The organism is Burkholderia sp. CCA53, assembly GCF_001685525.1.
GTDB lineage: Bacteria > Pseudomonadota > Gammaproteobacteria > Burkholderiales > Burkholderiaceae > Burkholderia > Burkholderia multivorans.
This window is the reverse complement of sequence record NZ_BDDJ01000001.1, coordinates 3037855-3050295: the sequence shown is the minus strand read 5'-3', so window position 1 is coordinate 3050295 and position 12441 is coordinate 3037855. Positions and strand designations below refer to the sequence as shown.

The following is a 12441-nucleotide window of genomic DNA, read 5'->3' as shown; positions in this document are numbered from 1 at the left end:
CGACTTGCATGACGAACCGCCCCGGCGACCGGCCGACCGAACGACAAGGTGATCACGATGACACGATCGAAAGCAGACATTCTTCGCGAATACGGCCCGTTTCCGGGCGTCGACGGCGTGCACGGCGTCACGTTCGACGGACAGCGGATCTGGTTCGCGTCCGGCGACAAACTCAACGCGCTCGATCCGGAGCGCGGCACGACGGTTCGCACGATCGACGTCGCCGCGCATGCGGGCACCGCGTTCGACGGCCGTCATCTGTTCCAGATCGTCGAAGACCGCATCGAGAAGATCGACCCCGAATCGGGCCGCGTGCTCGCGACGCTGCCCGCGCCGGGCGGCGGCGGCGATTCGGGTCTCGCGTGGGCCGAAGGCACGCTGTGGGTCGGCCAGTACCGCGAACGCAAGATTCATCAGGTCGATCCGCAGTCGGGCGCCGTGCTGCGCACGATCGAGTCGAACCGCTTCGTGACCGGCGTCACCTGGGTCGACGGCGAGCTGTGGCACGGTACCTGGGAAGCCGACCGCAGCGAGCTGCGACGCATCGATCCTGAGTCGGGCCGCGTGCTCGAGCAACTCGACCTGCCCGACGGCGTCGGCGTGTCGGGGCTCGAATCGGACGGCGGCGAGCGCTTTTTCTGCGGCGGCGGCAACAGCGGCAAGCTGCGCGTCGTACGTCGCCCGGCGCGAACAGCGCCGCCGGACGACGCGCAACGCGAATCCACCGACGACTGACGCGAATCGCGCACCGCGCCGCGAGTGCAGGAATGGACAAGACGCGGCCGCACGAGCGCGGCTACCATGCGCGCTCGTCAGTAATTCGTCGGGAGCAGTGAATGCAGCGCGGTGTGGTGTACGGCGTCCTCGCGGGCGCCATGTGGGGCATGGTCTTTCTCGTTCCGCGTTTGCTGACCGACTTCTCGCCGCTGCTGCTGAGTGTCGGCCGCTACGCGATGTACGGGCTCGTGTCGGTGGCCGCCGCGTTGCCGGCGGCGCGCTCGCTGCTCGCACGGCTCACGCGCGGCGACCTGATCGCGCTCGCGAAGCTCGCGCTCGTCGGCAACGTCGCGTACTACATGCTGCTGTCGGCAGCCGTGCATCTGATCGGCATCGCGCCGAGCTCGCTGATCGTCGGCGTGCTGCCCGTCACCGTCACGCTCGCAGGGCTCGGCGACCGCGGCGCGGTGCCGCTGCGGCGGCTTGCCGCACCGCTCGCGCTCGTCGTCGCCGGCATCGCCTGCATCAACGTCGATCTGTTCACGTCGGAAGCGGCGCACGCGACGACGCTCGCGCAAAAGCTCGCCGGCATCGCCTGCGCGGCCGGCGCGCTCGCGAGCTGGACCTGGTATGCGGTCGCCAACACGCGCTATCTGCAGCGCCATCATCGTTTCGACGGCAACGAATGGTCGGTGCTGTGGGGCGTCGTGACCGGTGCGATCGGCGCGCTCGGCTGGGCCGTGATCGTCGCGCTGCCGGCCGGCACCGTGCAGGCCGCGCTGCCCGCGTCGCGCTGGCACCTGTTCTGGCTGCTGAACCTCGGCCTCGCGATCGGCGCGTCGTGGCTCGGCAACGGGCTCTGGAACGCGGCGTCGAAGCGGCTGCCGCTCACGCTGTCGGGCCAGTTGATCGTGTTCGAGACGGTGTTCGCGATGCTCTATGCGTTCATCTTCGATCAACGCATGCCGCGCGTGCTCGAAATCGCGGCGCTCGCGCTGCTGCTCGCGGGCGTGTACGGGTCGGTGCGGCGGCACGGCGATGCGGACGGTAACGGCAACACGCCGACGCGCGCCGCGATCGATCCGAACGCCGCCGCGCACTGAGCGCGGCCGCTTCGATCGGACGAATGAAACAAACGCACGCGGCTCAGCGCGCGTCCTTGTGCATCCACTTGCGCCCTTCGACGGAGCCGTCGCGGCGCGCCTTGTCGACACGCCGTTGGCGCGCGATCTTCGGATCGACGATCAGCGGCCGATAGATCTCGACGCGATCGTGATCGGCGAGCGGCGCGTCGAGCAACGCGAGCTTGCCGTAGATGCCGGTTTTCGCGTGCGCGAGATCGATTTCGGGATGCAGCGCGAGCACGCCGCTCGCCTCGATCGCCGCGCGCACGGTCGCGCCTTCGGGCAGCGACACCGGAATCAGCGTCTGACGGTCGGGCAGCGCATAGCAGACTTCGATCGACAGCATCGCCTCACCCTTTACCGTAGCGCTGGTCCGCGCGCTTCACGAACGAATCGACGAACGTGTTCGCGATATGGTTGAACACCGGACCGATGATCTTTTCGAGCAGGATGCTCGAGAACTCGTAGTGCAGCGAGAATTCGATCTTGCACGCATCTGCGCGCAGCGCGGTGAAGCGCCACGAGCCCGTGAACTTCTTGAACGGGCCGTCCGCGAAGTCCATGTCGATCCGCGTCGGACGCTGCTGCGTATTGCGCGTCGCGAAGTGCTGCTTGATGCCCTTGAAGTTGATGTCGATGCGCGCCTCCATCCCGCTCTCGTCCTGACGGCGAATCTCGACACCGCCGCACCAGGGCAGGAAATTGGGGTAGTCGGCCACGTCGGTGACGAGGTCGAACATCTGTTCCGCCGAATGACGGATCAATACGGTTTTCTGGACATCTGCCATAAATCGCGCGGCATCGCTGAAGGTGGGAGAGCAAGCCGGGCGATCCGCGCCCCGCTTTGCTAAAATCGTGATTTTAAACGAGTTGGCCCGATCCTTTCATGAGCATCATCGACAACAGGAAAGCGCACTTCGATTACCACATCGAGGAACGCTATGAGGCGGGGCTCGTGCTCGAGGGCTGGGAAGTCAAGGCGCTGCGCGCCGGGCGCGGGCAAATCAAGGAAGGCTACGTCGTGATCAAGAACGCCGAGATCTTCCTGATCGGCACGCATATCAGCCCGCTGCCCGAAGCCTCGACGCACATCAAGCCCGATCCCGTGCGCACGCGCAAGCTGCTGCTGCACCGTGACGAGATCAAGAAGCTGATCGGCAAGGTCGAGCAGCGCGGCTACACGCTCGTGCCGCTGAACTTCCACTACAAGGGCGGCCGCGTAAAGTGCGACATCGCGCTCGCGAAAGGCAAGAAGTTGCACGACAAGCGCGAAACCGAGAAGAAGCGCGACTGGGAACGCGAGAAGGCACGCATCATGCGGGCCGGCGCCTGACGCGGCGCGCGCACATCGCCTGAAACGATACGGCCCGCTTCGAGCGGGCCGTATGTTTTGGTCGACTCGACGATTCGTGCGCGTCAGCCGTTGCCGCGCGGCAGGTCGGCCGCGGCCGGCGTCGCGCGCTTGACGATCGTCAGTGCGGACGCGATCGCCGTGCCGAGATCGGACAGATTGGACGGCACGATCAGCGTATTGCCCTGCTTCGCGAGATTCGAGAACGCGCCGACGTACTGCTCGGCGACCTTCAGATTCACCGCATCCATCCCGCCTTGCGACTGGATCGCGCTCGCGATCTTCTGAATCGCCTGCGCATTCGCTTCGGCGACCGCGAGAATCGCGGCCGCTTCGCCCTGCGCCTGATTGATCGCGGCCTGCCGCTCGCCTTCGGACTTCTGAATTGCCGCCTCGCGCGCACCCGATGCGAGGTTGATCTGCTCCTGCTTGCGCCCTTCGGACGCGGCGATCAGCGCGCGCTTCTCGCGCTCCGCGGTGATCTGCGCCTGCATCGCGTGCAGAATTTCCTTCGGCGGCGTCAGGTCCTTGATCTCGTAGCGCAGCACCTTCACGCCCCAGTTCGCGGCGGCCTCGTCGAGCGCGGACACGATACTGTGATTGATGAAGTCGCGCTCCTCGAACGTCTTGTCGAGCTCGAGCTTGCCGACTACCGAGCGCAGCGTCGTCTGCGCGAGCTGCGTGATCGCGAGCACGAAGTTGCTCGACCCGTACGACGCCTTCATCGGATCGGTGACCTGGAAATACAGCACGCCGTCGACCTGCAGCTGCGTGTTGTCGCGCGTGATGCAGACCTGGCTCGGCACGTCGAGCGGAATCTCCTTCAGCACGTGCCGGTACGCGATACGGTCGACGAACGGCAGCACGATGTTCAGCCCCGGCGACAGCGTCGCGTGATAGCGGCCGAAGCGCTCGAGCACCCACGCGTACTGCTGCGGCACGATCTTCACCGTCTTCGATACGATCACGATCGCGATGACGAGCAGTACGACCCAGATGATCAGCGAATCCATCGACATTTCCTCCTTGTTGTATGCACGGGCACGGACGATCAGCCCGCAGGTTTCGCGACGACCACGAGGCAGTTGCCGCGCACGGCGCTGACCTGATAGACGCGCGCATCGTCGCGCTCGCCGGCCGCCAGCTCGACGTCCCACTCGGCACCGCGATACTGGACGCGCGCGCGGCCGTCATGCCACGCGCCGACCGTGACGGTCGCGCCGATATCGAGGTTGACGTCGGGATTCGTGGACGTATCGCGCTTCTGCTTGCGCCCGAGCCCCGAGCGGCGCAGCGCGATCATTGCGACGAGCGCGATGGCGGCGGCCGCGCCGATCTGCACGTGCGGCGCGAAGCCGGCGAGCTGCAGCAGTCCGCCGGCAACGAAGCCGAGCGCGATCATCAGCAGATAGAACGTCCCCGTCAGCAGCTCGGCCACGACGAGCACGCCGACTCCGACCCACCAGAACAACTGCGCCGACATCATTGCGGTCTCCTGCAAACGAAAACACCCCGGATCTACCGGGGTGTTTATAGCATGAACCTTGCATTTTGCCTTCAACGAAAGTGCGGCCGAGCCGCCCTTTCGTCGAAGCGACGCGATCGACCGTTATTTCCGGTTCGCGAGCGCCTGCCAGGTATCGATGATCGTGTCCGGGTTCAGCGAGATCGACACGATGCCTTCGTCGGTCAGCCACTGCGCGAAATCCGGATGATCGGACGGGCCCTGACCGCAGATGCCAACGTACTTGCCCATCTTGCGGCACGTGTCGATCGCGCGCTTCAGCAGGAACTTGACCGCCGGATCGCGCTCGTCGAAATCGACGGCCAGCAGCTCCATGCCCGAATCGCGATCGAGGCCGAGCGTGAGCTGCGTGAGGTCGTTCGAGCCGATCGAGAACCCGTCGAAGTACTGCAGGAACTCTTCCGCGAGAATCGCGTTGGTCGGCACCTCGCACATCATCACGAGGCGCAGCCCGTTCTCGCCGCGCTTCAGGCCGAACTTCTCGAGCAGGCCGACGACGCGTTCCGCCTGCTTCACGGTGCGCACGAACGGCACCATGATCTCGACGTTGGTCAGGCCCATCTCGTCGCGCACGCGCTTGAGCGCACGGCACTCCATCTCGAACGCCTGCGCGAAGTCGTCGGCGATGTAGCGCGACGCGCCGCGGAAGCCCAGCATCGGGTTTTCCTCGTCCGGCTCGTAGCGCGAACCGCCGATCAGCTTCTTGTACTCGTTCGACTTGAAGTCGGACAGACGCACGATCACGGGCTTCGGATAGAACGCCGCGGCAATCGTCGCGACGCCTTCGGTCAGCTTGTCGACGTAGAACGCACGCGGCGACGCATGACCACGCGCGACGCTCTCGACGGCCTTCTTCAGATCCTGATCGACGTTCGGATACTCGAGGATCGCCTTCGGGTGCACGCCGATGTTGTTGTTGATGATGAACTCGAGACGCGCGAGGCCGACGCCGGCGTTCGGCAGCTGCGAGAAGTCGAACGCGAGCTGCGGATTGCCGACGTTCATCATGATCTTCACCGGAATTTCCGGCAGTTCGCCGCGCTGCACTTCGGTGACTTCCGTCTCGAGCAGCCCGTCGTAGATCTTGCCTTCGTCGCCTTCCGCGCACGACACGGTGACGAGCGCGCCGTCCTTCAGCACGTCGGTCGCGTCGCCGCAGCCGACCACGGCCGGCACGCCGAGCTCACGCGCGATGATCGCCGCGTGGCAGGTGCGCCCGCCACGGTTCGTGACGATCGCCGACGCGCGCTTCATCACCGGCTCCCAGTTCGGATCGGTCATGTCGGCGACGAGCACGTCGCCCGGCTGCACGCGTTCCATTTCCGACGGATCCTGGATCACGCGCACGGGGCCCGCACCGATCTTCTGGCCGATTGCACGGCCGGTCGCGAGCACCTGCGACTGGCCCTTCAGCTTGAAGCGCTGCTCGGCCTTGCCGCTCGCCTGGCTCTTCACCGTCTCCGGACGCGCCTGCAGGATGAAGATCTTGCCGTCGCGGCCGTCCTTGCCCCACTCGATGTCCATCGGACGCTGGTAGTGCTTCTCGATGATGACCGCGTACTTCGCGAGCTCGATCACGTCGTCGTCGGTGATCGAGTAGCGGTTGCGCTGCTCGTGCGGCACGTCGACCGTCTTCACGCGGCCCGGCTCGCCCGGCTGCGTGAATTCCATCTTGATCAGCTTCGAGCCGATCGAGCGGCGGATGATCGGGTACTTGTCCTGCGCGAGCGTGGTCTTGAACACGTAGAACTCGTCCGGGTTCACCGCGCCCTGCACGACCGTTTCGCCGAGACCGTAGCTCGACGTGATGAACACGGCGTCCTTGAAGCCCGACTCGGTGTCGATCGTGAACATCACGCCGGCCGCGCCGACGTCCGAACGGACCATGCGCTGCACGCCGGCCGACAGCGCGACTTCGGCATGCGTGAAGCCCTTGTGCACGCGATACGAGATCGCGCGGTCGTTGTACAGCGACGCGAACACATGCTTCATGCGGTCGAGCACGTCCTCGATGCCGACGACGTTCAGATACGACTCCTGCTGACCGGCGAACGAGGCGTCGGGCAGATCTTCGGCCGTGGCGGACGAGCGCACGGCGAACGACAGCTCGCCCGGCGAGCCGCTTTGCAGCACTTCGAACTGCGCGCGGATTTCCTGCTCGAGGCGCGGCTGCAGCGGCGCGTCGACGATCCACTTGCGGATTTCGGCGCCGGCTTCGGCGAGCGCCTTCACGTCGTCGATGTCGAGCGACTCGAGACGCTTCGCGATGCGGTCGGTGAGGTCGTTGTGCTTGAGGAAATCGCGGAATGCGAGCGCGGTCGTGGCGAAACCGGTGGGAACGCGCACGCCTGCCTCGGCAAGCTGGCTGATCATCTCGCCGAGCGACGCATTCTTGCCGCCCACGATCTCCACATCGGTCATCCGCAACTGCTCGAACGGAATTACATACGCCTGGTCCTTTGCGACGTTTGCTGCGTTAGTCATACAAGCCCCTAAGTGTGAAAAAAATGCTCGATCGCGCAAGTGGGCTTGAACGCGGGCGCTTGCAAAAAGGCGCCGCGCGTCTTGCGCAACCTGTTAGATAAACAATCGCCGACGCGAAGGCTTCCGACCCGATTACAAAAATCCCGGCAGAAAGGCGAATTTTGCAGATGAATCGCCGAACTTGCCGGGAGTTTCGAATCGCTCGCGGCAAGCCTCGGGCATCGTACGCGCCCCGCCCCCGCAATTGCTTATCCAACAGGTTGCCGCTATTCTACCGTGCCGGCTGCAGGATGTGGCACGACCTTGTCACTGCGTCTGGAGGGCGGCCTCGAGCCGCCCGCGCAACCGCCCTTCACGTTCGACGTCCAGATTCATGCTGCCTACCGTTTTCATCGTCTCCGACGGCACGGGGATTACTGCCGAAACCTTCGCGCATTCGATCCTCTCCCAGTTCGACCAGAAGTTCCGCCTCGTGCGCGTGCCGTTCGTCGATTCGCTCGACAAGGCATACGCGACCGTCGAGAAGATCAACGAAGCCGCCGTGCACGACGGCCGCCGCTCGATCGTGTTCACGACGCTCGTCGACAGCGAGTCCAACGAGATCGTCAAGCGCTCGAACGCGCTCGTGCTCGACATGTTCCAGCGCTTCGTCGAACCGCTCGAGCAGGAACTGCAGCTGAAGTCGAGCCACGCGATGGGCCGCGGCCACCAGAACGCGGACACCGAGGAATACAAGACGCGCATCGAGGCGATCAACTTCTCGCTCGCGCACGACGACGGCCAGTCGAACCGCAACCTGTCGGAAGCGGACGTGATCCTGGTCGGCGTGTCGCGCAGCGGCAAGACGCCGACGAGCCTCTATCTCGCGATGCAGTACGGCGTGAAGGCCGCGAACTATCCGCTGATCCCGGAAGATTTCGAGCGCGGCAAACTGCCGTCGGCGCTGGCGCCGCACCGCGACAAGCTGTTCGGGCTGTCGATCGATCCGCAGCGTCTGTCGGAGATCCGCAACGAGCGGCGTCCCGGCAGCAAGTACGCGGCGCCCGAAAACTGCCGCTACGAGATCAACGAGGCCGAAGCGATGATGCGGCGCGAAGGCATCAAGTGGCTGTCGTCGACGCACAAGTCGATCGAGGAAATCGCGACGACGATCCTGCAGGAAATCCGCCTCGAGCGGCAGTCGTATTGATCGTCGCGGCGGATCGTCCCGCCGGAAGCAAAAAGGCCGCGTTCGACGCGGCCTTTTTTCGTTCTCGCCCTGACGCGGCGATCTGCGCGCGAGATCACGCGCGACGCTGCTGCCGGACCTGCTCGAACAGACATACCGCGGCAGCTGCCGCGACGTTCAGCGACTCCATGCCGCCCGGCTGCGGAATCGTCACGCGATGAGCGGCGATGTCGCGCCAGAACGCCGACACGCCCGCGCCTTCGTTGCCGAACACCCACGCGACCGGTTGCGACAGGTCGCAGTCGTAGATCGCCTGCGCGCCGTGCGAATCGGTCAGCGCGACCGGCACGTCGAGCCGCGCCGCGAGCGCCTCGGGCGCGACATCCTCGTGGATCGACAGCAGGAAATGCGCGCCCATGCCGGCACGCAGCACCTTCGACGACCACGCATACGCGGTGCCGGGCGCGCAGAACACGTGCCGCACGCCGGCTGCCGCCGCACTGCGCAGGATCGAGCCGACGTTGCCGGCGTCCTGCACGCCGTCGAGCACGACCGACGTATGGGCGACGCGCGCCGGCAGCGGCTGCGAGGGGCGATCGACGAGCAGCAGGAAGCCGACGCCGTTGACGACGCTCGACAGCTGTCCGAACAGCGCATCGGGCAGCGTCACGATGCGCTGCGCGTCGATGCGTGCGACGATCGCCTGCGCTTCCGCATGGCCGAGCGCGCCTTCGGTCGCGACGCACAGCTCGGGTATCGCGCCCGTATCGAGATAGGCGCTCGCGAGGTGGAATCCTTCGAGCAGCGCCTGCCCGCTGCGGCGCTGATGGGGTGTCGAACCCGCGAGCGCCTTCAGGCGCTTGTAGAGCGGGTTGTCCCTTGACGTAATGGCTTTCATCGAATCAGATCGAGCGCTTCGCGCACGGGCGCGAACGAACGCCGATGCGCTTCGCACGGGCCGTGCTCGCGCAGCGCGGCAAGATGTTGCGGGGTGCCGTAGCCTGCGTGCACGTTGAAACCGTAGACGGGAAAACGTTCGTGCAGATCGACGAGCATGCGGTCGCGCGTGACCTTCGCGAGAATCGATGCGGCCGAGATGCTCGGCACGAGCGCATCGCCGCTGACGATCGCCTCCGCGCGCACGGACAGCGTGGGGCAGCGGTTGCCGTCGATCTGTGCGAGCGTCGGCAGGACCGACAGCCCTTCGACCGCACGCTTCATCGCGAGCATCGTCGCATGCAGGATGTTCAGCGAGTCGATTTCGTCGACGCTCGCCGATGCGACGCAATACGCGCGCGCATTCGACACGATCAACTCGTACAGCGCATCGCGCTTCTTCGCGGACAACACCTTCGAATCGTCGAGCCCATCGATCGGCCGGGCGGGATCGAGAATCACCGCGGCCGCGACGACGGGCCCGGCAAGCGGCCCGCGCCCCGCTTCGTCGACGCCGCAGACGATCTCGTCCGGGCGGTTGAAATCGAAGCCCGCCTGCATATCGGCGAACGTGATGCGGCCCGCCGTCATGCGCGCCTCTTGCGCTGGTCGAGCACGCGCGCGACGGCTTCGGCCGCCTTCGCGGCGGTGTTCTGCCGCAGCGACACGTGCATCTCGGTGAACACTTCGGTCAGCGTGCGGCGGTTCGCGTCGTCGCGCAGCTGCGTAAGCGTCGCGTCGGCGAGCGCCTCGGGCGTCGCGAAATGCTGCAGCAGCTCGGGCACGACGAAGCGGCCGGCGAGAATGTTCGGCAGCCCCACGTACGGCAGATAGCCCTGCCGGCGCATGATCTGCCCCGTCAGCCAGGGCACCTTGTACGAGATCACCATCGGCTTTTTCAGCAGCGCCGCTTCGAGCGTGACGGTGCCGCTCTTCACGAGAATCGCGTCGGCGGCCGTCATCGCGACCTGCGAGCGGCCGTCGGTGATCGTCAGCGCAAGCTGCGGATGCGCGTCGACGAGCGGCTGCAGCAACTCGCGCAGCGCGGGCGTCGCCGCCGGCATCACGAAGCGCAGGCCCGGCTCGCGCTGCTGCATCAGCGCCATCGCCGCGAAGAAGGTCGGGCCGATCAGCGCGATCTCCGAGCGGCGGCTGCCGGGCAGCACCGCGATCACGGGGCCGTCGGCCGGCAGGCCGAGCGCGATGCGCGCGCCGTGCGTGTCGGGCTCGAGCGGAATCTCGTCGGCGAGCGGATGGCCGACGTACGTCGATGCGACGCCCGCCTTGTCGAGAATCGCCGGCTCGAACGGGAACAGGCAGAGCATGTGGTCGACGGACTTCGCGATCTTCTTGATCCGCCCGCCGCGCCACGCCCAGATCGACGGACAGACGAAGTGGATCGACGGAATGCCCGCGTCGCGCGCCGCCTGTTCGACGTTGAAGTTGAAGTCGGGCGCGTCGACGCCGATGAACGCGTCGGGCCGCTCCGCGAGCAGCTGGCGCTTCAACTCGCCGCGGATGCGCAGGATCTCCGGGATCTGGCCGAGCGCCTCGACATAGCCGCGCACCGTCAGCTTGTCCATCTGCCAGTGCGAGTCGAAGCCCTGCGCGATCATCCGCGCGCCGCCGATCCCGTAATAGTGGGTCGACGCGGGCAGCCGCTCGCGCAATCCGCCGAGCAGCGACGCCGCGAGCAGATCGCCGGACGGTTCGCCCGCCACCATCGCGAGCCGGAGCTGAGTGGTCGGCAGCGGCATCGCTTAGCGGATGATGCCGCGCTGCGACGCGTCGATGAACGCGACGAGCGCATTGACCGGTGCATCGCCGTCGCCGCCCGCCTGCGCGAGCTCGCGCAGCTGCGTCTTCGCCTCCTCGAGCGACAGGCCGTTCTTGTACAACAGCCGGTACGCGCTGCGCAGCGCCGAAATCGCGTCCGGCGAGAAACCGCGCCGGCGCAGCCCTTCGATGTTGATGCCGTGCGGCTCGGCCTTGTTGCCGGCCGCGATCACGAACGGCGGCACGTCCTGCACGAGCGCCGACGCGCCGCCGAGCATCGCGTGCGCGCCGATGCGCACGAACTGGTGCACGCCCGACATCCCGCCGATGATCGCCCAGTCGCCGATTTCGACGTGGCCCGCCATCTGCGCGTTGCTCGACAGGATCACGTGGTTGCCGACGCGGCAGTCATGGCCGATATGCACATAGGCCATGATCCAGTTGTCGTCGCCGAGCGTCGTCACGCCGGCGTCCTGCACGGTGCCCGTGTGGATCGTCGTGAATTCGCGGATCGTGTTGCGGTTGCCGATCACGAGCTTCGTCGGCTCGTCCTTGTACTTCATGTCCTGCGGACGGCCGCCGACCGACGCGTAATGGCCGATGCGGTTGTCCTCGCCGATCGTCGTGTGACCTTCGATCACGCTGTGCGAACCGATCGTCGTGCGCGCGCCGATCGTGACGTGCGGGCCGATGATCGCGTACGGGCCGATTTCGACCGACTCGTCGATCTGCGCGCCCGGTTCGACGATCGCGGTGGGATGAATCCTGGTCATGCGCCGTTGCCTCTCGAAATGATGTGTCGCGTTACGTTGCGGATGCGTACCGCGCCGCTCAGGGCGCCGCGTCGGCCGTCTTGACCGTGCACATCAGCTCGGCTTCCGCCGCAACCTTCCCGTCCACTTCGGCGACTGCCTTGAACTTCCAGATCCCGCGGATGTAGCGTTCGAACATCACGTTCAGGATCAGCTGGTCGCCCGGTTCGACGACACGCTTGAAGCGCGCGCCGTCGATGCCGACGAAGTAGTACAGCGTGTTCTCCGGATCCTTCGGCTGCTCTTCGGAGAACGTCAGCAGTGCGGCGGCCTGCGCGAGCGCCTCGAGGATCAGCACGCCCGGCATCACCGGCCGCTTCGGGAAATGGCCCTGGAAGAACGGCTCGTTGATCGACACGTTCTTCAGCGCTTTGATGCCTTTGTGCGGTTCGAGTTCGAGCACGCGGTCGACGAGCAGAATCGGATAGCGATGCGGCAGCAGCGTGAGGATCTTGTGGATGTCGAGATTGATTTTTTCAGTGCTCATGATGGTTCGTCTCACGCAGAGGCTGCGCGGTGGTGAAGCAAAAGCTGAAACGGGCCGCGAC

Annotated in this window: 14 protein-coding genes; 4 read left to right on the top strand and 10 right to left on the bottom strand. The window is 65.9% G+C overall.

The features are described from left to right. The first annotated feature begins 57 nt into the window (after positions 1–57). Together BCR55_RS14105 and BCR55_RS14100 are read left to right on the top strand one after the other, a co-directional pair. On the top strand, positions 58–735 hold the full coding sequence (locus BCR55_RS14105; protein ID WP_035488272.1) for a glutamine cyclotransferase: 678 nt from the start codon (positions 58–60) through the stop codon (positions 733–735). Positions 736–836: 101 nt separating this feature from the next. Next, positions 837–1820, top strand: a complete 984-nt coding sequence (locus tag BCR55_RS14100) for a DMT family transporter (RefSeq protein WP_006411595.1) — start codon at positions 837–839, stop codon at positions 1818–1820. 43 nt (positions 1821–1863) lie between these two features. Here the strand turns inward: BCR55_RS14100 and BCR55_RS14095 are convergent, their stop codons facing one another. Together BCR55_RS14095 and BCR55_RS14090 are read right to left on the bottom strand one after the other, a co-directional pair. Next, positions 1864–2187 (bottom strand): RnfH family protein, encoded by a 324-nt coding sequence (locus BCR55_RS14095; protein WP_065494688.1) that lies wholly within the window; start codon positions 2185–2187, stop codon positions 1864–1866. 4 nt (positions 2188–2191) lie between these two features. Next, positions 2192–2629: a type II toxin-antitoxin system RatA family toxin gene (locus tag BCR55_RS14090; RefSeq protein WP_006402667.1), complete on the bottom strand. Its 438-nt coding sequence runs from the start codon at positions 2627–2629 to the stop codon at positions 2192–2194. A gap of 98 nt (positions 2630–2727) precedes the next feature. Between BCR55_RS14090 and smpB the strand changes: the two genes are divergently transcribed. Further along, complete coding sequence (gene smpB, locus BCR55_RS14085; protein WP_006402666.1) at positions 2728–3174, top strand: SsrA-binding protein SmpB; 447 nt, start codon at positions 2728–2730, stop codon at positions 3172–3174. Between the two features lie 83 nt (positions 3175–3257). Here smpB and BCR55_RS14080 read toward each other — a convergent pair whose 3' ends face one another. From BCR55_RS14080 to ppsA, 3 genes are all read right to left on the bottom strand, one after another. Continuing rightward, on the bottom strand, positions 3258–4205 hold the full coding sequence (locus BCR55_RS14080) for an SPFH domain-containing protein (RefSeq protein WP_065494977.1): 948 nt from the start codon (positions 4203–4205) through the stop codon (positions 3258–3260). 38 nt (positions 4206–4243) lie between these two features. Then, the gene (locus BCR55_RS14075; protein WP_006407698.1) at positions 4244–4678 is read right to left on the bottom strand and encodes an NfeD family protein; all 435 of its coding nucleotides are present in this window, start codon (positions 4676–4678) and stop codon (positions 4244–4246) included. Positions 4679–4801: 123 nt separating this feature from the next. Further along, positions 4802–7201, bottom strand: coding sequence for a phosphoenolpyruvate synthase (gene ppsA / locus BCR55_RS14070; RefSeq protein WP_006402663.1), 2400 nt, complete (start codon positions 7199–7201; stop codon positions 4802–4804). Positions 7202–7574: 373 nt separating this feature from the next. Here ppsA and BCR55_RS14065 point away from each other — a divergent pair, with 373 nt between their 5' ends. Then, complete coding sequence (locus tag BCR55_RS14065) at positions 7575–8390, top strand: pyruvate, water dikinase regulatory protein (RefSeq protein ID WP_006402662.1); 816 nt, start codon at positions 7575–7577, stop codon at positions 8388–8390. Positions 8391–8484: 94 nt separating this feature from the next. Here the strand turns inward: BCR55_RS14065 and BCR55_RS14060 are convergent, their stop codons facing one another. From BCR55_RS14060 to fabZ, 5 genes are read right to left on the bottom strand one after another with little or no spacing between them, the layout of a single operon-like run. Continuing rightward, positions 8485–9267, bottom strand: a complete 783-nt coding sequence (locus BCR55_RS14060) for an RNA methyltransferase (protein ID WP_053297135.1) — start codon at positions 9265–9267, stop codon at positions 8485–8487. Beyond that, on the bottom strand, positions 9264–9896 hold the full coding sequence (rnhB, locus tag BCR55_RS14055; protein ID WP_006402660.1) for a ribonuclease HII: 633 nt from the start codon (positions 9894–9896) through the stop codon (positions 9264–9266). Before rnhB ends, BCR55_RS14060 begins: the two co-directional genes overlap by 4 nt. Continuing rightward, positions 9893–11062: a lipid-A-disaccharide synthase gene (lpxB, locus tag BCR55_RS14050; RefSeq protein ID WP_035951116.1), complete on the bottom strand. Its 1170-nt coding sequence runs from the start codon at positions 11060–11062 to the stop codon at positions 9893–9895. Before lpxB ends, rnhB begins: the two co-directional genes overlap by 4 nt. A gap of 3 nt (positions 11063–11065) precedes the next feature. Further along, positions 11066–11854 carry an acyl-ACP--UDP-N-acetylglucosamine O-acyltransferase gene (lpxA, locus tag BCR55_RS14045; RefSeq protein WP_006407701.1) on the bottom strand — a complete coding sequence of 263 codons (789 nt, stop codon included), beginning with the start codon at positions 11852–11854 and terminating at the stop codon, positions 11066–11068. A 58-nt stretch (positions 11855–11912) separates the two neighbouring features. Further along, positions 11913–12380: a 3-hydroxyacyl-ACP dehydratase FabZ gene (gene fabZ / locus BCR55_RS14040; RefSeq protein WP_065494687.1), complete on the bottom strand. Its 468-nt coding sequence runs from the start codon at positions 12378–12380 to the stop codon at positions 11913–11915. Positions 12381–12441 lie beyond the last annotated feature (61 nt).

Excerpts from the sequence above, each read along its gene's own strand:
- BCR55_RS14105 (WP_035488272.1), top strand. The coding sequence starts at position 58 with ATGACACGATCGAAAGCAGACATTCTTCGCGAATACGGCCCGTTTCCG.
- BCR55_RS14100 (WP_006411595.1), top strand. The coding sequence starts at position 837 with ATGCAGCGCGGTGTGGTGTACGGCGTCCTCGCGGGCGCCATGTGGGGC.
- BCR55_RS14095 (WP_065494688.1), bottom strand. The coding sequence starts at position 2,187 with ATGCTGTCGATCGAAGTCTGCTATGCGCTGCCCGACCGTCAGACGCTG.
- BCR55_RS14090 (WP_006402667.1), bottom strand. The coding sequence starts at position 2,629 with ATGGCAGATGTCCAGAAAACCGTATTGATCCGTCATTCGGCGGAACAG.
- smpB (WP_006402666.1), top strand. The coding sequence starts at position 2,728 with ATGAGCATCATCGACAACAGGAAAGCGCACTTCGATTACCACATCGAG.
- BCR55_RS14080 (WP_065494977.1), bottom strand. The coding sequence starts at position 4,205 with ATGGATTCGCTGATCATCTGGGTCGTACTGCTCGTCATCGCGATCGTG.
- BCR55_RS14075 (WP_006407698.1), bottom strand. The coding sequence starts at position 4,678 with ATGATGTCGGCGCAGTTGTTCTGGTGGGTCGGAGTCGGCGTGCTCGTC.
- ppsA (WP_006402663.1), bottom strand. The coding sequence starts at position 7,201 with ATGACTAACGCAGCAAACGTCGCAAAGGACCAGGCGTATGTAATTCCG.
- BCR55_RS14065 (WP_006402662.1), top strand. The coding sequence starts at position 7,575 with ATGCTGCCTACCGTTTTCATCGTCTCCGACGGCACGGGGATTACTGCC.
- BCR55_RS14060 (WP_053297135.1), bottom strand. The coding sequence starts at position 9,267 with ATGAAAGCCATTACGTCAAGGGACAACCCGCTCTACAAGCGCCTGAAG.
- rnhB (WP_006402660.1), bottom strand. The coding sequence starts at position 9,896 with ATGACGGCGGGCCGCATCACGTTCGCCGATATGCAGGCGGGCTTCGAT.
- lpxB (WP_035951116.1), bottom strand. The coding sequence starts at position 11,062 with ATGCCGCTGCCGACCACTCAGCTCCGGCTCGCGATGGTGGCGGGCGAA.
- lpxA (WP_006407701.1), bottom strand. The coding sequence starts at position 11,854 with ATGACCAGGATTCATCCCACCGCGATCGTCGAACCGGGCGCGCAGATC.
- fabZ (WP_065494687.1), bottom strand. The coding sequence starts at position 12,380 with ATGAGCACTGAAAAAATCAATCTCGACATCCACAAGATCCTCACGCTG.